The sequence below is a fragment of the Marinobacter halotolerans genome (assembly GCF_008795985.1).
GTDB lineage: Bacteria > Pseudomonadota > Gammaproteobacteria > Pseudomonadales > Oleiphilaceae > Marinobacter > Marinobacter halotolerans.
Map to the genome: position 1 here is coordinate 356,854 of NZ_VMHP01000001.1, position 20,518 is coordinate 377,371.

General features: G+C 59.1%; 14 protein-coding genes. 8 read left to right on the plus strand and 6 right to left on the minus strand.

Annotated elements, in window-relative coordinates:
• Nucleotides 1-48: 48 nt before the first annotated feature.
• From FPL19_RS01565 to FPL19_RS01590, 6 genes are all read right to left on the minus strand, one after another.
• A complete protein-coding gene (locus tag FPL19_RS01565) occupies nucleotides 49-552 on the minus strand; it encodes a protease complex subunit PrcB family protein (protein ID WP_150909950.1) in 504 nt (167 codons plus the stop codon).
• On the minus strand, nucleotides 549-3,230 hold the full coding sequence (locus FPL19_RS01570; protein WP_191965195.1) for a S8 family serine peptidase: 2,682 nt from the start codon (nucleotides 3,228-3,230) through the stop codon (nucleotides 549-551). The genes FPL19_RS01565 and FPL19_RS01570 overlap by 4 nt, the downstream gene beginning before the upstream one ends.
• A 194-nt stretch (nucleotides 3,231-3,424) precedes the next feature.
• On the minus strand, nucleotides 3,425-5,488 hold the full coding sequence (locus FPL19_RS01575) for a TRAP transporter large permease subunit (protein ID WP_150909954.1): 2,064 nt from the start codon (nucleotides 5,486-5,488) through the stop codon (nucleotides 3,425-3,427).
• Nucleotides 5,489-5,503: 15 nt separating this feature from the next.
• Entirely contained in the window at nucleotides 5,504-6,514 is a 1,011-nt protein-coding gene (locus FPL19_RS01580; RefSeq protein WP_150909956.1) for a putative solute-binding protein, read from the minus strand.
• A 48-nt stretch (nucleotides 6,515-6,562) separates the two neighbouring features.
• Nucleotides 6,563-7,591: a hypothetical protein gene (locus tag FPL19_RS01585; RefSeq protein WP_225314252.1), complete on the minus strand. Its 1,029-nt coding sequence runs from the start codon at nucleotides 7,589-7,591 to the stop codon at nucleotides 6,563-6,565.
• Nucleotides 7,592-7,816: 225 nt separating this feature from the next.
• Complete coding sequence (locus FPL19_RS01590; RefSeq protein ID WP_225314253.1) at nucleotides 7,817-8,437, minus strand: TetR/AcrR family transcriptional regulator; 621 nt, start codon at nucleotides 8,435-8,437, stop codon at nucleotides 7,817-7,819.
• A 112-nt stretch (nucleotides 8,438-8,549) separates the two neighbouring features.
• Between FPL19_RS01590 and FPL19_RS01595 the strand changes: the two genes are divergently transcribed.
• The 8 genes from FPL19_RS01595 to FPL19_RS01630 all read left to right on the plus strand — a co-directional run bounded on the left by FPL19_RS01595 (nucleotide 8,550) and on the right by FPL19_RS01630 (nucleotide 20,427).
• Nucleotides 8,550-10,355: an acyclic terpene utilization AtuA family protein gene (locus FPL19_RS01595; RefSeq protein WP_150909959.1), complete on the plus strand. Its 1,806-nt coding sequence runs from the start codon at nucleotides 8,550-8,552 to the stop codon at nucleotides 10,353-10,355.
• An 11-nt stretch (nucleotides 10,356-10,366) separates the two neighbouring features.
• Nucleotides 10,367-11,233: an SDR family oxidoreductase gene (locus FPL19_RS01600; RefSeq protein WP_150909961.1), complete on the plus strand. Its 867-nt coding sequence runs from the start codon at nucleotides 10,367-10,369 to the stop codon at nucleotides 11,231-11,233.
• 9 nt (nucleotides 11,234-11,242) lie between these two features.
• On the plus strand, nucleotides 11,243-12,859 hold the full coding sequence (locus tag FPL19_RS01605; RefSeq protein WP_150909963.1) for an acyl-CoA carboxylase subunit beta: 1,617 nt from the start codon (nucleotides 11,243-11,245) through the stop codon (nucleotides 12,857-12,859).
• 464 nt (nucleotides 12,860-13,323) lie between these two features.
• Nucleotides 13,324-14,484 carry an acyl-CoA dehydrogenase family protein gene (locus tag FPL19_RS01610; RefSeq protein WP_150909965.1) on the plus strand — a complete coding sequence of 387 codons (1,161 nt, stop codon included), beginning with the start codon at nucleotides 13,324-13,326 and terminating at the stop codon, nucleotides 14,482-14,484.
• Nucleotides 14,485-14,562: 78 nt separating this feature from the next.
• Complete coding sequence (locus FPL19_RS01615; RefSeq protein ID WP_150909967.1) at nucleotides 14,563-15,384, plus strand: enoyl-CoA hydratase/isomerase family protein; 822 nt, start codon at nucleotides 14,563-14,565, stop codon at nucleotides 15,382-15,384.
• Nucleotides 15,385-15,787: 403 nt separating this feature from the next.
• Nucleotides 15,788-17,755, plus strand: a complete 1,968-nt coding sequence (locus tag FPL19_RS01620) for an acetyl/propionyl/methylcrotonyl-CoA carboxylase subunit alpha (RefSeq protein WP_150909969.1) — start codon at nucleotides 15,788-15,790, stop codon at nucleotides 17,753-17,755.
• On the plus strand, nucleotides 17,752-18,579 hold the full coding sequence (locus FPL19_RS01625; protein ID WP_150909971.1) for an SDR family oxidoreductase: 828 nt from the start codon (nucleotides 17,752-17,754) through the stop codon (nucleotides 18,577-18,579). Before FPL19_RS01620 ends, FPL19_RS01625 begins: the two co-directional genes overlap by 4 nt.
• An 18-nt stretch (nucleotides 18,580-18,597) precedes the next feature.
• Complete coding sequence (locus tag FPL19_RS01630; RefSeq protein WP_150909973.1) at nucleotides 18,598-20,427, plus strand: long-chain-acyl-CoA synthetase; 1,830 nt, start codon at nucleotides 18,598-18,600, stop codon at nucleotides 20,425-20,427.
• Nucleotides 20,428-20,518: the final 91 nt, after the last annotated feature.

Here is a 20,518-nt window from a genome sequence, read left to right on the forward strand (position 1 = left end):
GGGTTAGTTTATGAAACTGGCCATAGCTTAGGGATTCGTGGGGAAAGATCAACGATTGAATGAGCGATCGAGTTCCAGGGTGTTAAAGCCGTTGCCTTTTACCTCAATACTCTTCCAACGTTCGGGCGTTATGGCCAGCACGGCACAGGGCGTTGTGAGCACCTGGGTCACCATCGCGTCCGGCGCCGGGCGGCGCAGAATCATGGTCAGCTTCAGCGTGTCGCTCTCAATCTGCGAATTGGCCAGGGTCAGCCCATAGCCACCGGTAGGCTTCTGGCCCAGCCCTACAATGAGCACATGCTCACGGTCAAAATCCAGCGCGTTGAGTGGTTTCATGGACAGGTTTTGCATGGGCAAATCCTGGAGCCGGCCCAGGTCCTCCTTCTCAGTCAGATAGATAAGACCTGGTGCCACTACACCACACTGATCAGACGCGGTGATCTGCCGCGCCAGTGGCGCCCCTTCAGCCGTCTCCGTGTAATTGGAAACACAGCCAGCGCTTAGAATGCTCGCTGCGACAACATGACTGAGAATCAAACCTTTCAAGTTCATGGATTTGGGATCGCCTTTAAATTGTTGGCAGGACGGCCATCCTGCTCGGACATTAACTTATAGCCTTTGAAACCAGGTCGAGGAAGCAGATCTGGTGAACTCGCGGACAGGGTCGGCCTGGAATAACTGGTTGTCATTGTAAGGCCGGTAACAGGTTGATTTTCCTGCACGCTGATTGTCTGCCGTAACCCGGACACCGGGTACTCTGCACAGGCCTCGCCGGAGTGACAAATCAAACCGTCGTTGTCGAGGTCCGTGCCCGCAACAAGGATGTAATCGCCGGGGGGTATTTCGTTCAGGAATTGCGGCTCCTGACCATCATCTGGAACAAACTCGAACTGATACCTGCCCTGATCCACCGTGGCAACCGCCTGGCCCACGGTTATGAATTCGTTGCTCACCGGGTCCGGCTCCGGCTCTACTAGAAGGACAAAGTGCCGACCGGCATCCCGGGCCTGCTGATCGGTGATGCGCTGCCCTATTACCGGTATATTTAGTGTTTTGCTCATCCCCGACTGTGTCGTATATCCGACCAGGAGCGTTCCACGGGAAGAAGCACCGGCCTCCAGACTTTCCGGATTCAAAGTCAATTCAAGCTGCACGGGGGACGTTTTTGTGGCCGGGGACGGACCAGTCGCCGGATCAACGCTGAACCAGGGATCGGATGCTTCCAAGCTGTCGATCGTGATTGTGTAATCACCCAGCGGCGCAAGTTCCAGGGACTGGCTAACGGCGAGATCGCTCTCGGTCGCAAGATTCACAACGGCCGCCGATGAGGTCAAAAGCTCTGTCGCCTCGCCGGAGAGCACCTTCTGTACTGCCTTGGCTGCGTCCAGGACACCATAGCCGAGTTGATTGGTCCGGCTGCAACCACCGTCACAGGAGGCCTGGGTCAGATCGCCCGAAATGAGATAGCCCCTAACCTGGTCGAAGTCCAGCATCTCCCCGGAACCCTCTGTCGCTCGGGCCTCCTTCATTAAGGCGATGACGCCTGAAACGTGGGGTGCCGCCATTGACGTTCCTTGTAATCCACGATAGACCGCCTGCAGTTGCCCATCCACAACAGCCGCACTGGTGCTGCTGACCAGATCCCCTTGCCCGTCACCATTACCATCGCGACCGGCGTCGCCGCCCGGAGCTGCAAGATCAATCCAGTTCCCGAAATTGGAATAGGACGCCAAAGCACCCGCCCCATCAACCGCGCTTACCGACAGAACATTATTAAAGGCCGCAGGATAAGAGGGGACATCCGTTGCCGAATTACCCGCTGCGGCTACATAGATAATGCCCTTATCACTGCCCAGATTAATAACATCCTGAAGCGACTGGATAAAAGGCAACCCGCCCAGACTCAGGTTAACGACATCGGCACGGGGCCCACCCCCGGCCGGCCCCAGGATCCACTGTAATGCCGCCAGAAGATCTGCGGAAGAACCGGTGCCACCCTCGCCCAGGACTCTTACCGGAAGCAGTGTCGATCCAAACGCAACGCCCCCACCGCCTCTGGAATTCACGACCGCTGAAACCGTTCCGGCAACATGGGTGCCGTGGAATACACTGCTGCCCACCGTATTACCGGGATCTGATGGATTGCTGTCCGGGCCGCTGGGCCCAGAGTCATTATCAAACTCTGATGACACAAAGTCTGTGTCAGTCAGGTCATTCGACACATTGACATTGAGATCCCCATGCCAGTCACCGGGCTGACCGAAAAGGCCTGTATCCATAACGGCAACTTTTACCCCTGCCCCACCACCAGGAGCCAGCTGCCAAGCAGTCGGACCGTTGATCAGGCTGTAATGCCATTGCTGACCAAGATTATTGCTCGTGTAAAGGGGCTCGCTGACCGGTGACAGGGCCTGAACCTTATAATTCGGCGAAGCATGCTGGACGCCCGGATCTTGCCGCAACCGGCGAATCCATTCGAGGGTTTGCTCAGGGAAGAGATTGCTTCCCATTGCGGCAACGTTTGGACGGCGAACCGTCCAGAGGCCCGGCGCAATCTGCCGGCCCGGAACCATAAGAGCACTGGAGGACAGAGCAGTAGTAAGAGCGCCAGCTTTACCGGACTGGCTCAGGGACACAATTGCCTCATCCTGCACAAACTCATGTTCGGGCCAGTCATAAGCTGTTGTGCCCGATGTCTCGGGCCTTGACGAGGTCAGGCTATACAGCATAGGCGGCGTATCGAGCGCGGTGACGGTTATCGTGTAATCTCCCTCCTGCTCGCTTGTCAGGGAAAAGGAAATCGGCGTGCCATCTGCGGGAGCAGTTTCATTAGCCACAACAGAGCCGCCTGGCGATTCCACAATTATCTGTAGATCTGACGCTGTTCCGAGACTGGTGGCAAAACTTTGGAGCGTGAGCTCCAAGCCAGATTTAAGCGGTGACACAAACTCATCCACAGTGTCAGGAAAGTACTGAAAACGGCTGGAACCGGGAGAATAGTCGCCAGGCTGTTGAGTATCGCTAACATACCCCGCCAGAATAAATTCAGCCGGCAAGCGCTGGGCTCCGGTCAGCCGGGACCGACTGATCAGTGCATCGGCGTTATCAGCATCTACGCGTGTACCTGCCTCAATCTCGATGATGCCAGAAAGCGCAATCCGGGCCGGTGATTCCACCTCGCCCCCGGAGCCACCACAACCGCTCAAAGAGAGGCCCAGTACCACTGTCATGCATATTTTAAAAAGGTTACCGAAAACCGACGCCCGCCTCATTAACAGAACTCTCCCGCCTTTTGCACCAGCATAACCCATACCGACCGATGAGTTTTTTACTGAGTGTAAGCGCATACGCTCACCGAGAAGTGTCAGATGCAAAAGGGCCCTGAGGCAAGCCACTTTGAACTCTGGAGGCGATTATTGATCCACTAGAAAGCATAAAACATCAACGGCACAAACGCCGCCACCAGCAGGGTCGGCCCCATCACCACCAGTGGCAGAAGCAGCCGCTCGTATCGGTGCCAGAAACTGCCCGTACGCTCGGCGGCCAGCACTTCGGTTTCTCCCACCACCTGTCGGGTCAGCAGGTGATTCAGCGCTACCGGCGGGCTCAGATACCCCAGTTCAAACGCCACCAGGCAGACAATCCAGAAATGCAGTGGGTCGATGCCCAGACTGATAGCGGGCTGGGCGATTGTCGCCGACACCAGAATGACCGCACCGAAAGGGTCCATCACCATACCAATCACCGTCAGCATCACTACAATCACCAGCATCGCCACCCAGGGGCTGGTCAGATCCTCGGGGAACAGGGCATGGACAATATCGGACCGTTCCAGAATGCCACCCAGGCAGATGGAGAAACCGATCAGTGCCAGCAGGGCGCCGATGTGCACCGCCGAATCACTGGCGGCGGCGGTACTGCGGGCCCAGAAAGCCCGACCACGACTCGATTCACCGTGTCCTCGGGTTTTGCCCGCATCCAGATACAGCAGCGCCAGCATCACCAGGGGCAGAATCATGGGCGCACTGTATTCATTGAATTCCAGGCCCAGAATAAACCAGACCGCCAGAATCACCGCCGCCCCAACCAAGGCGTAGGGCAGCAGCGGGCGCAACTGCTTGACCGCCTGAAACAGCGCCCCCGGTGCAGGCCTGGGCCGCCAGTTACCCTGGGTCAGGCACACCATAATAGAGAAGAGCGATGCCGACATGATGAATACCCAGAAGCCCCAGCCATACAGCTCAGAGGTGGTCACTTCCTTGTTCAGTGCCGCCACAACCACTATCAGCAGACACGGATTCAGCACCACACCCAGACTGCCGGACATGGCCGTGGTCGCCAGCGAAAGCTGTCGCCCTGCCCCGGCCCGGCGCATTTCGTCATAGACCACACCACCGACCGCCAGAATGAATATCCCGGAGGCACCCGTAAACGCGGTAGGAAACGCAGTGGCGAAGATCATCACCGAGGCGAGCAGGGGCGCGGGCAGATTGAAGGGTTTGATGATATTGAGCAGCAGCTCCGGCACCCGGGTCTGCTTCAGCGCCATGCCTACCAGCACGTAAAGACCAATGTTAATGAACATGGACGAGAGGTTGGTCATCATGCCGAAATAGATGGCCAGCCCAGATGCGTAGCCGTCGATCAGCAGAAAATAGCCCATGGCGATCAGGCCCATTACGCAGTACAGGGGCAGCACCAGACCAGAGGATGGGGCAAGGCCACCCGGCAACATGCGCTGCGGAACCCTTACAAACCGGTACAGGTTAATCACCATGAACAGGCCGAACACGGCGGACCAGCCATACTGCAGCGCCACCGTATCCTCGCTTCCCGGCGAGCCGGCAATTTGCCCGACATAGGACCACAGCGACAGCATCATCAGCCCGTTCACGGCGAACTGAACGCCCTGGCTCAGGCGCCACTCGCCACGGTTGCGGGGCAACCTCAGGGCAATGTGGTCGGCATCAAACGCCGAAACCGCCGCAGCCAGGGCGAACATGGCAATGAACAGAAACTTGGTCAGCTCGATATTATCCAGCAGAAAGTCTGCCAGTCCCTGCTCCACGGTTTTAAAAAGCCCCAGCGCCGCCGTGGCATACTTCTGGTTCTCCCGGAACAGGCGATGTTCCTGCTCGCACAGCGCCAGATTCTTGTTCAGGGACTTTCGTAAGGCTTCAGGGTCTGGCGGCGAACTGAACAGGTCATCGGGGTCCGGCTTGTAGGCCTCGATCCGTTTCTGAACCTCGGCTTCAATGTCCATCTCCAGTCGACACTCTGGCTCGGTGGCATCCGGGTTCAGCAGATAGTAGTTCGGCCAGGTCTGCTCACCGATCCACAGCAGCCGGGAATGCAGGGAGTTGCCCATTCCCAGCAGCAGGGTAACCATCAACAATGCCAGTAGAATCACGCCGTGCGTGCGGTGCACGGGTTTCCGAGAAGGGTACAGCGTCTTCGGGCCTGACTCGGCCAGTGCTCGCCAGTTCATGGGGCGCCTGTCCTTTTATTCGCGATTGGCGGCGGTGCATTCGGATGCACCCGGGTTGCTGGCGCAGCGAATCTTGCTAAGCAGGCCCAGCATCTTCGGGTGATACACCTCGCCGGCACCGTCGGTACCGTCCCTCAGCTGCAAACGGTTTTTCCGGAACATTTCCTGGTAACCCTGGATGTCCTCTTGCGGAATCCGGATCCATTTATCTTCCGGAATGGCCGCTTCCTGGCGCTCAATCAGGTTCATGGCCTGGCCATACATGCCCCACGCCACCTCGCGGGATTTCTGGGCCGTGCCGTCGTCCAGTACACCGTCGCGGGCAATGATCTGGATAGTCAGCTGCGCCAGCGGGTAATCCACAATGCCCCCTTTGTTGCCGATACCTTTGTAGAGCTCAAGAGCCTCATAGGCGAAGGCCGGGGCGTAGGCGGTATCCACCGATCCGTTGTTGAACTTGCCGGCAAAGTTGGTGATGTCAGACGGCACCACCGTGGCCTTCACATGGTTGACCATGTGGATAGCGTCTTTCTGGTAGTCCAGCGTGGCCATCCGCTTGCCAGCCAGCTCCCCGGCGGTATCGATACTTCGATCGTTCACGAACAGGTAACCGGCGCCCGCCGGCACAATGCCCAGCACTTCGTAGCCATTGACTTCCATCAGCGGCGCCGCCTTGGGCTGCGCCAGTGTCGCCAGGGTGGTTTTAAGGTCTCCGTAGGTTGGCAGCGCGCCAACGGCACTGATCGTACCGGTGAAGCGATTGAATGGCCGGGTGCGGATATCGGTGGCCGCCACCGCATCGCACTGGCCGGAGTTGAAATCACCCACGGCCACGCCTTCATCGGTGTATGGTTGCAGCTCGAAATCGACCCCGTGAGCCTTCATTTCCAGCGCGTAGTCCTTGATCATGTTGTACATATCTCCATTGGCGCCAATGACGTCGAACACGCACATGGTGACGGTTTTGGCGGCTGCCAGGGGCGCCACGGCGGCAAGAGACAGGGCAATCAGCGAATGTCGGATCATCGGTATTCTCCAAAGGTCTGCAGTATTTTCTTGTGGTTGTCTGAAGCGTCAGAGCAGGCCGTCAAGGCTCATGGTCTCGACATTTTCCGTGTTTCTTTCCGGGCTCATGCGGCCGAAATGCTGGTTCGGGGTGCGATAACCGTATTCCGCGGTCCAGTGTTTATCCGATGAAAACCGGACCACCTGGCTGGCAATGTCGTCCACCAGGCGGAATTCTTCCCAGACTTCAAAGCCTTTGCGGGAGTCAGCAAATCGCGCGATGACATCGGCAAGCACATCCGGACGACCATAGGTTTCCGCCGCCACGGCTTCGACCGCCATGGAGGCCCGCATGCCGGTTTTCACGCCCAGCCGGGAGCTGTCTCCCAGTACCCGCCACGGCTCCGCCGCCAGCGCCGGCTGGGTATCCGGCAGAAGCAACCAGACCAGCGCGCGAATGGCATTGGGCAGGCCGCCCCACTTCTCGTTATCCAGACACTGCACGGCGCGCTCCGCTTGGGGGGCAATATTTCTGGGCACGCCGGCCATGGCACCGGAGTTGGCGTCATTAACAATGGCCTGCATACCTGTGAGCAACCCAAGCAGGAAGGTCAGCTCTTCCTGATCGTTGAAAAGAAACGGGCACTCCAGCTTTTCCGCGCCCGGGTCAAATTCATAGGCCGCCATGGCGCGCTGGAAAGACTCATACCGGCGCTGAGCCGTCAGCGCGTTGAGGCGCTTCATCTTTTCCCGGGCGTCCTTGGCCGCCGGCACATTGCCGGCATAGTCGGCCCGCAGATAGGCCAGTTCCGCTTCCCAGGCCTGGTATTCGGCGCAGTTGCCCGCCAGCAGCATCAGCAGTGAGCCGGTCGTGTCAGGAGCGTCGGTCACCCTTGAGAAGGAATAGAGCAACGGGTCAATCCCCTCGCCCAGAGCACAGGCCATCTGGGGGTCGGACATCTGCATGACGTAGGGCGTCGCTTCGTCTTCGGAATAGTTGGCAAGTACCACACCAGTGGTGGAATAGATCGGATTGGCCGAACAGCCGGCCAGGATGAGCACGACCAGCAAACAGAAAAGTCCCCGCAGCGTCTTCATAGCTTGTCCTGTCTTGCATTGTTTTTGTTTAGTGATGGGTCGCAAGACTGAGGGGATTTCTGTCGGACAAAAATGGCAGCAGTGCCGTTACGGGTTTGCCGATCAGGCCAATTGCGCAGATGCAGGGAAAGGAAATAATTTTTTATTTTTTAATTTCAGGTATTTACATTTTATCTTGTCAAAACAGGCCAACAACCACGACTTGTCATTAAAGGCCAGGGCAGCTCAGCCCTCCCTGGTCAGACCCATCATCGCCAACACTTGAACGGTCAGGTCATCCAGGCTCAGGCCTCCGTCCGGTCGATACCAGGTCACCGTCCAGCTCAGCGCACCGGTCAGCATGCGACGCACCACGAAGGGGTCAGCGACCAGCACCTTTTCCTCGCGCAGACCGTCAAGCACATCCAGCCAGATCGCTTCATAAATATCCCTGAGTTCGAGCACCTCAACCCTGGCCGCTTCGGAAAGGCTGCGCCATTCAAAGACCAGCACTGCCATAGCCTCGCCAGTCTGGCCGTTGATGGATTCCAGCTCTGCCCTCACTAGTGCCCGGAGTTTGTCCCGGTTGTTGTCTGCGGCCTCCACAGCTGCCTGCATCAGCGCCGTATTCAGCCGGATGGTCTCCACCATCACCGCTTTGAGAATCTCTTCCTTGGTGCGAAAGTGGTGGAACAGACTGCCGGACTGTATGCCTACCGCAGCTGCCAGATCCCGCACGGTGGTGCGCTCATAGCCCTTGTCCCGGAAAAGTCCGGCGGCTTCCCTGAGCAACCTGCCCCGCGCACCGGAAGGGTCCGAAACCAAGTTATCGGCAATCAGGGATTTGAGGATGGCGTCTTGATTCACGGGGCGTCTCATACAGCGGATAGGGATGCTCCATTCTATCTTGATTGGGTCTATTTACAAACCAAGCGCTTGCTTGGTATTGTCGACTCATCCACAGACAACAGGTGACCCTATGCTCGACACATCCGGCAGCAACCGCACTGTTCGCATCGGTTGTTCAGCAGCCTTCTGGGGCGACACCGAAACCGCCGCCGCCCAACTGGTTCACCAGGGAAATATTGATTACCTGGTGGCCGATTATCTTGCCGAAATCACCATGTCGATCATGGCCGGCCAGAAGATGAAAGACCCCACCCAGGGCTACGCCCGGGATTTCGTGCAAACGGTTATGGGGCCGTTACTGGGCGACATCAAAGCCAAGGGCATACGGGTGCTGGCCAACGCTGGCGGCGTTAACCCCGTGGCCTGCCGCGAAGCCCTGCAAGCACTGTGTGAAAAAGCCGGCGTGGATCTGAAAATAGCCCTGGTTCTGGGGGACGACCTGCTGCCACAGAAAAAGCAGCTTGCAGACGCCGGCACCACCGAAATGACCATGGGGCATCCCATGCCGCCAATGATGGTCAGTCTGAATGCCTATCTGGGCGCACCGGGGCTGGTCGCGGCCCTGGAAGCCGGAGCCGACATTGTCATCACCGGCCGGGTGGCGGACAGCGCCCTGGTGCTGGCGCCGTTGGTGCATGAATTCGGCTGGGCCTGGACCGATTACGACAAACTGGCCCAGGGCAGCCTGGCCGGTCATCTACTGGAATGCGGCGCCCAGTCCACCGGCGGCAACTTCACGGACTGGCAGGACGTGGCCGACGGATTCGACAATATGGGCTTCCCCATCGCCGAAGTCAGGGCCTCTGGTGATTTCACCATTACCAAACCACCGGAAACCGGCGGCAAGGTTTCCCGTGGCACGGTGGCTGAACAGCTTGTGTATGAACTCGGCGATCCCCGGGCCTACATCCTTCCCGACCTTGTCTGCGATTTCACTGGCGTGACTCTGGAGGAAACCGGCGAGAACGAGGTGACCGTATCCGGTGCCCGGGGACTTCCCCCGACCGACAGCTACAAGGTCTCCGGCACATGGCCCGACGGTTACAAATGCACTGTTACCTTTTTGCTCGCGGGCGTCGACGCACCAGCCAAAGCGCAACGAGTAGCCGGCGCGATCTTGGCCAAAACATCGCGGATGTTTCAGCAAAAAAGCTTCGCCGACTACACCGATACGCACGTTGAACTGTTGGGCACCGAGGCCACCTATGGCGCCCACGCCAGGGCCGATCGCTGCCGGGAAGTGGTGGTAAAGATCAGCGTTGCCCACGTGAAGAAAGAAGCCCTCGTGCTCTTTTCCCGTGAAATCGCCCAGGCTGCCACCGGCATGGCGCCGGGCATTACCGGAATTGTAGGCGGCCGCCCTACTGTCTGGCCAAAGATCCGGCTTTATTCCTGCCTGGTGCCAAAATCCGCCGTTAAAGTTTCCGTTGATCTGGGCGGTGAGAAATCACCGGTCGCGGTGAACACCCTGGGTAGCTTTGATGACAGTCAGCTTGTCTCTCAAACACCCAGCGAAGTACCAGAATCCACGGACGTATCAGTACCGTTGATCAAACTGGCCTGGGCCCGCAGCGGCGATAAGGGCGACCACAGCAATATCGGCGTCATCGCCCGCCGGGCCGCCTATGCGGCCTACATCGAGGCGGCCCTGACCGAATCGGCCGTGGCCGACTGGATGCGCCACACCCTGGACCCGGAGAAAGGCAGAGTCACCCGCTGGGCGCTGCCCGGCTTCCATGCCTTCAATTTCCTGCTGGAGCACAGCCTGGGCGGTGGCGGTGTCGCCAGCCTTCGTATTGATCCCCAGGGCAAGGCCTTCGCCCAGCAATTACTGGAATTCCCGGTGCCGGTGCCGTCGGCGCTGGCATCCCTTTAAGGAAAGAACCCATGAGTTATCAATCCATTTTCAGCCCTGACCTCTTTGCCGGCCAGACCTTTATCGTCACTGGCGGCGGCTCCGGCATCGGCCGATGTACCGCGCACGAACTGGCAGCTCTTGGCGCAACCGTTGCCCTGGTTGGCCGCAAGGCGGAAAAAGTGGAAGCCGTAAAGGCGGAAATCCTCGAGGACGGCGGCAAGGCGTCCGCCCATGTGTGCGACATTCGCGAGGAAGAGTCCGTCAAGGCCACAGTCAAAGCTATCCTGGCGGAACATGGCGGTCTGAATGGTGTGGTGAACAACGCGGGCGGCCAGTTTCCCTCTCCCTTGGCCGGTATCAACCAGAAAGGCTGGGAAACAGTGGTTCGCACCAACCTGACCGGCGGTTTCCTGATGGCCCGGGAAGCCTACAACCAGGCGCTGGTTAAAACCGGTGGCGCCATTGTGAACATTGTGGCCGACATGTGGGGCGGCATGCCCGGCATGGGACACTCGGGCGCGGCCCGGGCGGGCATGGTGAATTTTACCCAGACCGCCGCTGTGGAATGGGCTACATCAGGCGTGCGGGTAAACGCCGTGGCGCCGGGCTGGATTGCCTCCAGCGGCATGGATAACTACCCGGAGCACATGAAACAGTGGATCCGCAGCCTGGGGGACAACGTGCCCCTTAAACGCATGGGTACGGAATCCGAAATCAGCGCGGCCATCTGCTTTCTGCTCAGCCCCGGTGCGGCCTTCGTCAACGGCGACTGTTTGCGCATCGACGGAGGAGCATCCCAGGGCGGCCGGGTCTGGCCCTTTCCCAAAGCCAAGAATAACGAACCGTTCAACGGCTTCCACAGGGCGGTGACACCAAAAGTACTGAGCGGGGAGTGAGGAAACATCATGCAGGTACTTGAACCGACCACCACCCCGGGCTCCGACGATTTCAAAACCAATGCCGAGGCCATGAAGGCCCATATCGACACTTTCCGGGAAGTGGAACAGAAAGTCCTGGATCTGGCCGAAGCCGCCCGGGAAAAGTTCACCAAGCGAGGCAAGCTCCTGCCTCGTGACCGTATCAACCGGCTGCTAGACCGTGGCACACCCTTTCTGGAGCTCTGCTCATTGGCCGGCTATAAAATGCACGACGACAAGGACGGCAGCCAGGCCGGTGGCGGCATCATCGCCGGCATCGGCTCGGTCAGCGGCGTGCGCTGTCTGGTCGTAGCCAGCAATAGCGCCATCAAGGGCGGCACCATTACCCCCGCAGGCCTGGACAAGACATTGCGGTTGCAGCAGATCGCCATGGAGAACAAGTTGCCGGTGGTATCGCTCTCCGAAAGTGGCGGCGCCAACCTGAACTACGCCACTGACATCTTCGTGTTGGGTGCCCGGGGCTTTGCCAACCAGGCGCGCATGTCCGCCGCCGGCATTCCGCAGGTCACTGTGGTGCACGGTAATGCGACTGCCGGCGGTGCCTACCAGCCCGGCCTTTCCGACTACGTCATCGTGATTCGCGAAAAAGCCAAAATGTTCCTGGCCGGCCCGCCACTGCTTAAAGCTGCTACCGGCGAGGTGGCCACCGATGAGGAACTCGGCGGCGCGCAGATGCACGCCGAAGTGGCCGGAACCGCCGAATACCTGGCCGAAGACGACGCCGACGGCATCCGCCACGCCCGCAACATTCTGGAGTCCCTGCCCTGGAACGAACAGCTTCCGCACCAGCGAGAGCTGACATGGGACGAACCTCTGTATCCGGAAGAGGAACTGCTGGGCCTGATTCCGGCGGATGCCAAAAAGCCCTACGACGTGCGGGAAATCCTGGCCCGCCTGGCCGATGGCTCGAAGTTCATGGATTTCAAGAACGACTACGACGACCAGACCGTGTGCGGCACCATACGTATTGAGGGGCATTCGGTAGGCATTATCGGCAATAACGGCCCGATAACCCCGGCGGGTGCTACCAAGGCTGCGCAATTTATTCAGCTCTGCGACCAGGCCGGTACGCCGCTGCTGTTTTTGCACAACACCACTGGTTTCATGGTGGGCACCCATTCCGAGCAGAACGGCATCATCAAACACGGGTCCAAAATGATTCAGGCGGTGGCCAACTGCCGGGTGCCAAAGGTCGCAATTGTGATCGGCGGTTCCTATGGTGCAGGTAACTACGCGATGTGTGGCCGCGGGCTGGACCCCCGCTTCATCTTCGCCTGGCCCAACAGCCGCACTGCGGTCATGGGTCCGGCCCAGGCGGGCAAGGTGATGCGGATTGTGGCAGAGGACAAGCAGCGCCGTAGTGGTATCGAGCCGGATACCAAGACGCTGGATTTTCTGGAGCAGGCAACGGCCAAGAAGCTGGAGGATGGTTCAACAGCGTTGTTTGGTACGGCGCGACTCTGGGACGACGGGTTGATTGATCCCCGGGATACGCGTCGGGTTCTGGCGTTGGTGCTATCAGTCTGTCGTGAGGCGGAGGCTCGGCAGTTGCGGCCTAATTCTTTTGGTGTGGGCCGCTTCTAGGGGGAGCCCGCCTATTGGTCTGCTGAATTGGGAGTACGAACCGGTTGGGAAACCCTTTCCAAAAAACGCTACAAGCCCATCCATGGGCGCTTGGGCTCCGCCATCCATGGCTCCGCACATTTTTGGAAAGGGTTTCCCAACCGGTTCCGGCAGCTCGGCAGATATCGCCTTTGTTGAGCATGCTTTTCCGGAGGGATGAGAGGAACAAACGTAGGTCGGATTAGCCGAAGGCGTAATCCGACAAAAGGCCACAAACTTTATCTGGTAACACCAAATTTTCAGACATTGGCGGGTGTGTGGGACCGGCTTCAGAAAACGTGCGGAGCCATGGATGGCGGAGCCCGAGCGTCACATGGATGTGCCGAAGGAGCGATTTTCTGAAGCCGGTCCCACACACCCGCCGCCCAAGCTAAAAAGTGCCACCAACAAAATCAGGCACGGGCTAACATCACCGGAGAACAAGAATGAAATTTACCGCAGAACACGAAGCCCTGAGAAAAACCGTCCGTGATTTCGTCGAGAAGGAAATAAACCCCCATTGCGACGAGTGGGAAGAAGCCGGGGAATTTCCAATTCATGAGGTATTCAAGAAACTGGGCAACCTCGGCATTCTCGGCATCCAGAAGCCGGAGGAATACGGCGGCATGGGGCTGGACTACAGCTACAACCTGGTGGCTGCAGAAGAACTGGGCACCGCCCATTGTGGTGGCGTGCCGCTGGCTGTTGGGGTGCAGACAGATATGTGCACACCCGCCATTGCCCGATTCGGCTCCGATGAACTGAAGCGCACTTTTCTGGCCCCGGCCATCACCGGCGACATGGTGGGCTGCATCGGCGTGAGTGAAGTGGGCGCCGGCTCCGACGTGGCGGGCATGACCACCAATGCCAAAAAAGACGGTGATGACTACATCATCAATGGCTCCAAGATGTGGATCACCAACAGCCCCAAGGCGGACTTCATCTGCCTGCTGGCCAACACCTCCGAAGACAAGCCCCATAAGAATAAATCCCTGATCGTTCTGCCCATGAACTCACCGGGCATTTCCTTCAGCCCTCACCTGAACAAACTGGGCATGCGTTCTTCGGAAACCGCGCAGATCTTCTTTGACGACGTGCGGGTGCCACAACGCTATCGGATCGGCGCCGAGGGCACCGGGTTCATGATGCAGATGCTCCAGTTCCAGGAGGAGCGCCTATGGGGCGCGGCCAACGTAATCAAGGCGCTGGAGACCTGCATCAACAAAACCATTGAGTATTGCCGCGAACGCAAGACCTTTGGTCAGCCGCTGATCAACAACCAGTCCATCCATTTCCGCATGGCGGAGCTGCAGACCGAAGTGGAAGCCCTGCGCGCCCTGACCTATCAGGCCTGCGAGCTGCACATCGAGGGCAAGGACGTGACCAAACTGGCGTCCATGGCCAAGCTCAAAGCAGGCCGCCTGGGTCGTGAGGTTACCGACAGCTGTCTGCAGTACTGGGGCGGCATGGGCTACATGTGGGACAACCCGCTATCCCGTGCCTATCGCGACGTGCGGCTGGTGTCGATTGGCGGCGGTGCCGACGAAATCATGCTGGGCATTATCTGCAAGATGATGGGCACATTGCCAGGCAAACAGAAAAGCTAGAACCGGTGCATGAATTTGCGGGCGGTCCTGCCAGAAGGTCCGCCCGCAAATTCCCGAGATTCATAGGAGATCGCTTTCATGGAATCATTCTCTCAGTGCGAAACACTTCTGGTCGAGAAGCACGGCCCGACCCTGCATCTGACCATCAACCGCCCGGACGTGCGCAATGCCATGAGCCTGGAAATGGTGGCGGAGCTGTCGGCGGTGTTCTCCCAGATTGAACAGGACGCCAGCATCCGTGCCGTCGTCATTCGCGGCGCCGGCGGTCACTTCTGCGCGGGCGGCGACATCAAGGATATGGCCGGCGCCCGTAACCAGGAAGCCGGGGAAGCCAAGGACGATCCCTTCTACAAGCTCAACCGGGCCTTCGGGCAGATGATCCAGCAGGTAAATGAATCCTCGAAAGTGGTCGTTGCCGTTATTGAAGGCTCAGTGATGGGCGGCGGTTTCGGCCTGGCCTGTGTGTCCGATGTTGCCATCGCGGGCCCAACTGCGAAATTCGGCATGCCGGAAACCACACTCGGCATCATCCCCGCCCAGATCGCGCCGTTTGTGGTGGAACGCATCGGCCTCACCCAAACACGTCGTCTGGCGCTGCTGGGTTTGCGGATTGATGCCGGAGAAGCCTGCAACCTCGGCATCGTTCACCAGGCCGCTGGCTCTGACGAAGAGTTAGAGGACATGCTGGGCAAGGCCCTGGACCGGATCCGCCAGTGCGCACCAAACGCCACAGCCGAGACAAAATCACTGTTACTTCGAGCTGGGAAAGAGGACATGGGCGACCTGCTGGACAGTGCGGGAGTGAAGTTTGCAGCGGCCATCCGAAGCAGCGAAGGCTCGGAGGGAACAATGGCGTTTATGCAAAAGCGGCCGCCGAGTTGGGCTCAGCCAGGCGATTGAATTTCGGTGGAGCAAGTTGAGGTGGAATGGCTTTCAGGAAAACGCTACAAGCCCATCCATGGGCGCTTGGGCTCCGCCATCCATGGCTCCGCACATTTCCTGAAAGCCATTCCACCTCAACTCGCCAGACTTCAACATAGCCGCGACCGTTTTGCAGGCAAACTCAAAGAAATGCGGGAGCGCTTTCGGCGGGGGCTGTCTCCAGAAAATTTCGTAGGCCATGGATGGCCGGAGATAAGCGCACACGGGTTCGGCCGAGCGCTTATAAAGCAAAGCTTCATGCGACAGCCGAACGACAGCAATCTGTGATTGCTGGCTGGACCCCGAAGGGGTGCTTGTAGCGGTTTTCTGGAGACAGCCCCCGCCGAAAGCGCGGACAGGCACAAAACAAGAGATCAGAACAATGCTAAAAAAACTGCTCATAGCCAACCGCGGTGAGATCGCTGTCCGTATCATCCGCACGGCCAAATCACTGGGATACCGAACGGTCGCGGTTTTCTCGGAAGCCGACGCCCGCGCCCTGCATGTGGAACTGGCCGATGAAGCCGTTTGCATCGGCCCGGCGCAGGTCAGTGCTTCCTATCTGAATGCCGAAGCCATACTCGAAGCCGCGAAAAAAACCGGCGCCGACTGCGTTCACCCCGGCTACGGCTTCCTGTCCGAGAACTCCGGCTTCGCCCGCGCCTGCAAAGACGCCGGGCTTGTATTTGTCGGCCCGCCGGAAGCGGCCATCGAACTCATGGGCAGCAAACGCCGCTCCAAAATTGCCATGCAGGAAGCCGGCGTTCCCGTGGTGCCCGGTTTTGAAGGGGACAACGCCCGCGACGACGAACTGATCGAAGCCGCCAAAACCATCGGCTACCCCCTGATGATCAAGGCCTCCGCCGGTGGTGGCGGCCGCGGCATGCGCCTGGTAGAGGCCGAGGCTGACCTGGCAGACAACCTGAAACGCGCCCGCTCCGAGTCCAAACAGGCCTTCGGCGACGACGAGCTGATACTGGAAAAGGCCGTCATCGAGCCACGCCATATCGAAATCCAGGTGTTCGCCGACCGCCACGGCAACGCCGTCTACCTGGGTGAACGGGACTGTTCCATTCAGCGCCGCCACCAGAAAGTGGTGGAAGAAGCCCCCTCACCTTTCATGACACCCGAATTGCGCAAAGCCATGGGCGAAGCCGCCGTCAAGGCCGCCCTGGCCTGCCAGTACGAAGGCGCGGGCACGGTGGAATTTCTGGTGGACAAAGATCGGAACTTCTATTTCCTGGAAATGAACACCCGACTGCAAGTGGAACACCCGGTCACCGAAATGATCACTGGGCAGGACCTTGTGGCCTGGCAGTTGGCCGTCGCCGAGGGTGAGACCCTGCCCCTGAGCCAGGAAGAGGTTGTTCTCAATGGTCACGCCATCGAAGTCCGGCTCTACGCGGAAGACCCGGCGCGAAACTTTACCCCCCAAACCGGCACCCTGCACCGGTTCAATCCGGCCGAAGGCGAAGGCATCCGGTTTGACAGTGGTGTGCGCGCGGGCGATGACATCACACCCCACTACGACCCCATGCTGGCCAAAGTCATCGCCTGGGGCAAGAACCGGAACGAAGCCCGCCGCCGGCTGATCAAAGCGCTGGAGGATACCGTCGTATTCGGCACCAACACCAATCAGCGCTTCCTTGCCCGCATCATTGCCGATGACGCCTTTGGCAGGGGCGAGGCGACCACCGCGTTTCTGCAATCAGAGTTCAACAATGACCCCTCCATGGCGCCTGCGGATATTGGCATCCGTGAACTGGCACTGGCCGCCAGCCTGTTCAGCCAGGGCATGGATCAGCAGCACGCCTGGAGCAACGCGCCGGCGACCGTCACACCCATGACACTGGCCACCGGCGAGCAGACCCTCAGTGTGCTGGTGCGCACCCGGGGCCACGAAATTACCGTGACCGCCGGCGAAGACCAGTACGAGCTCACGCTTGTGTCGGCCGCAAACGGGCGGGCATGCATCATCGACAGGGGCGCGCGTCAGGTTTGCCAATATCACCGTCAGGGGGATCATCTATATTTGCAGGCGTTCGGCCAGACCCTGGCGCTGCAGGACCTGACCCATCAGCCTGCCAACGCCAACGCCGCAGGCGGCACCGGCCAGATAAAAGCCACCATGGACGGCGCACTGATTGATGTGCTGGTGAAGCAGGGACAGACCGTAAAACAGGGTGATACGCTGGTGATTCTGGAGGCCATGAAAATGGAACACCCGGTCAAGGCTGACCGCGACGGTACTCTGGCCAGCCTGCCGGCTGTCAAAGGCGACCAGGTGAAACGCAACCAGTTACTGGCGGAAATTACCGCCGACGACACTGCGGAGGACACCGAACAATGAGCGACCTGACCAATCGAACCGTGTTTATAACAGGCGGCAGCCGCGGCATTGGCCGCGCCATTGCCCTTGCATGCGCCCGCCAAGGCGCCAATGTGGTGATTGCGGCCAAATCCGACAAGCCCCATCCCAAGCTGCCCGGGACCATCCACAGCGTCGCCGATGAAATTCGCGAAGCCGGCGGGCAGGCCCTGCCACTAGTGCTGGATGTGCGCGACGAAGACCGGGTAAAAGCCTGCGTCGACGAGGCCGGCGAACATTTCGGGGGAATTGATGCCCTGATCAACAATGCCGGTGCCATTCGCCTGTCCGGCGTGGAAGGCCTGAAACCAAGCCGTTATGACCTAATGCACCAGGTCAACGCCCGGGCGGTATTCGTCTGCAGCCAGGCCGTTCTGCCCTGGCTGAAGGAATCAGACCATGCCCACATACTGAGCCTGGCGCCGCCCCTGAACCTGAACACCAAATGGTTCGCCCAGTACGGCCCCTACACCACCACAAAATACGGCATGACCATGCTCAGCCTGGGCATGGCAGAGGAATTCAGCCGCTACGGCATTGCCGTGAATACCCTGTGGCCGAAGACCCTGATTGCCACTGCCGCCATCGAATTTGAAGTAGGCGGCCCGAAAATGATGGCCCAGGGCCGCAATCCGGACATCATGGCGGATGCGACGGTCAGCATTCTTGGCCGCAACGCGGAGCAGATGACCGGCCAAACACTGATTGATGAAGACCTGCTGAGAGCCGATGGCGTGACCGATTTCGAAGGCTACCGCTATCAGCCCGGCGACAAACCGCTGATGCCAGACCTGTTTCTGGATTAGCCAAAAAGGGATGACCAGATGACCCAGGATACCGTCACGGCCCGCGACCTTGTTCGAAGTTTGCCCGGCATTGCCCGACGCTTTCCCAGCATTGCCAAGGGCCTCTATTATTACGCCGCCAAGGCTCCCCATAAGCCGCTGACCCTGGGCACTCTGATCGAACGCAATGCACGGGCCTTCGGCCATCGCCCGGCCATTCTGTACGAAGATCGCAGCCTGACCTGGCGCGAGTTCGATGGCTGGGCCAATCAGTTCGCCCGTTACCTGACGGCCGAAGGCCTGAAAAAAGGCGACGCCATTGCAGTGTTCCTGGAGAACCGCCCGGAACTGCTGGCAGTGGTTGCCGGCGCTGCGAAAATCGGCGTGGCCTGCGCCATGCTGAATACCTCCCAGAAAGGCAAGGTACTGACCCACAGCATTAATCTGATCCAGCCAAAGCTGGTTGTGGTCGGTGAAGAACTGGCCGGTACATTTGATGAGGTTCGCGGTGCCATCGACACCGACCACCCACGCCCTTTTCAGTTCCTGGCGGACGCGAACACCCTGAACGAATTCGGCGATGCGCCGGATGGTTACACCAATATGGCCGCGGGCGTCAGCGCTCATCGCAGTGACGCCCCCGCTGTCAGCAACCCGCCTACCATGGGCGACACCGCCGTCTACCTGTTCACCTCGGGCACGACCGGCCTGCCCAAAGCCGCGCCCGGGTCCCATCGCAAGTTCGTTAAGGCGTATGGTGGCTTCGGGCTGATGTCCCTGGCCATGGAACCGGAGGATGTTCTTTACTGCACGCTGCCCCTCTACCACGGCACCGCCCTGCTGGTGTGTTGGGGATCGGTGCTGGCCGGCGGCTCGTCGATCGCGCTGCGACGGAAGTTCTCGGCCAGCGAGTTCTGGAAAGACGTTCGCTATTACCGCGCCACCACCTTCGGCTATGTGGGCGAGCTCTGCCGCTATTTGCTGAACCAGCCCCGGTCGGAAAAAGACCGGCATCACACTCTTACCAAAATGATCGGCAACGGCCTGCGTCCGTCCATCTGGCACGAGTTCAAATCCCGCTTCGGAATCGACACGGTGGCGGAACTGTATGCTTCCAGCGAGGGCAACATCGGGTTCAGCAATTTTTTCAACATGAACAACACCGTCGGTTTCTCCACCGCCCCCTACAAACTGGTGGAATTCCACGACGGCACCCGTGATCCGGTGCGGGACGAGAAAGGCTTCATGAAGGAAGTGCCAAAAGGCCGACCGGGTCTGCTGATCGGAGAGATCACCAAGGTCTGGTCATTTGAGGGCTACACCCAGAAAGAGGCCACGGAAAAGTCCATCCTCCGGGATGCTTTCAAGAAAGGCGATGAGTGGTTCAACACCGGCGACGTGCTGAAAAACATAGGCTGCGGCCACCTGCAGTTCGTCGACCGCATGGGTGATACCTTCCGCTGGAAAGGCGAAAACGTATCCACCAACGAAGTGGAAAACATCATCGACGGCTCGGGCCTGGCGGAAGAAGCCATCGTCTACGGCGTGGAAATCCCCGGCACGAACGGCAAAGCCGGCATGGTGACCCTGGTGCCGCAAGCTGATATCAATGAATTCGATCCGGACAGGTTGCTGAGCTACCTGCAGGAGAACCTGCCGCCTTACGCCATTCCGGTGTTCGTCCGCGTGACCGATGCCATCGAGAAAACCGGCACGTTCAAGTATCGCAAGGTCGATATTCAGAAGCTTGGGTATTCCATCGAAAAGCCCGGTGACCAGGTTTATGCCCACTTGCCGGGTTGTGAGGGGTATATTCAGCTGACCGAGAAGCTTCTGGGGCAGATCGATGCTGGGGAGATTGGGCTTTAACCTCATTTCCCAGCCTGAATTTTTTGGTGTTAACGCCAAGTCGGGCAGGCCTGGCTCGCCAGCAGTTCAGTAATCGCAAGCGATATCCCGT

Coding starts and splice junctions, on each gene's coding strand:
- FPL19_RS01570 (WP_191965195.1), bottom strand. CDS start 3,230: ATGACAGTGGTACTGGGCCTCTCTTTGAGCGGTTGTGGTGGCTCCGGG.
- FPL19_RS01575 (WP_150909954.1), bottom strand. CDS start 5,488: ATGAACTGGCGAGCACTGGCCGAGTCAGGCCCGAAGACGCTGTACCCT.
- FPL19_RS01615 (WP_150909967.1), top strand. CDS start 14,563: ATGGAATCATTCTCTCAGTGCGAAACACTTCTGGTCGAGAAGCACGGC.
- FPL19_RS01600 (WP_150909961.1), top strand. CDS start 10,367: ATGAGTTATCAATCCATTTTCAGCCCTGACCTCTTTGCCGGCCAGACC.
- FPL19_RS01625 (WP_150909971.1), top strand. CDS start 17,752: ATGAGCGACCTGACCAATCGAACCGTGTTTATAACAGGCGGCAGCCGC.
- FPL19_RS01580 (WP_150909956.1), bottom strand. CDS start 6,514: ATGATCCGACATTCGCTGATTGCCCTGTCTCTTGCCGCCGTGGCGCCC.
- FPL19_RS01610 (WP_150909965.1), top strand. CDS start 13,324: ATGAAATTTACCGCAGAACACGAAGCCCTGAGAAAAACCGTCCGTGAT.
- FPL19_RS01595 (WP_150909959.1), top strand. CDS start 8,550: ATGCTCGACACATCCGGCAGCAACCGCACTGTTCGCATCGGTTGTTCA.
- FPL19_RS01630 (WP_150909973.1), top strand. CDS start 18,598: ATGACCCAGGATACCGTCACGGCCCGCGACCTTGTTCGAAGTTTGCCC.
- FPL19_RS01620 (WP_150909969.1), top strand. CDS start 15,788: ATGCTAAAAAAACTGCTCATAGCCAACCGCGGTGAGATCGCTGTCCGT.
- FPL19_RS01565 (WP_150909950.1), bottom strand. CDS start 552: ATGAACTTGAAAGGTTTGATTCTCAGTCATGTTGTCGCAGCGAGCATT.
- FPL19_RS01605 (WP_150909963.1), top strand. CDS start 11,243: ATGCAGGTACTTGAACCGACCACCACCCCGGGCTCCGACGATTTCAAA.
- FPL19_RS01585 (WP_225314252.1), bottom strand. CDS start 7,591: ATGAAGACGCTGCGGGGACTTTTCTGTTTGCTGGTCGTGCTCATCCTG.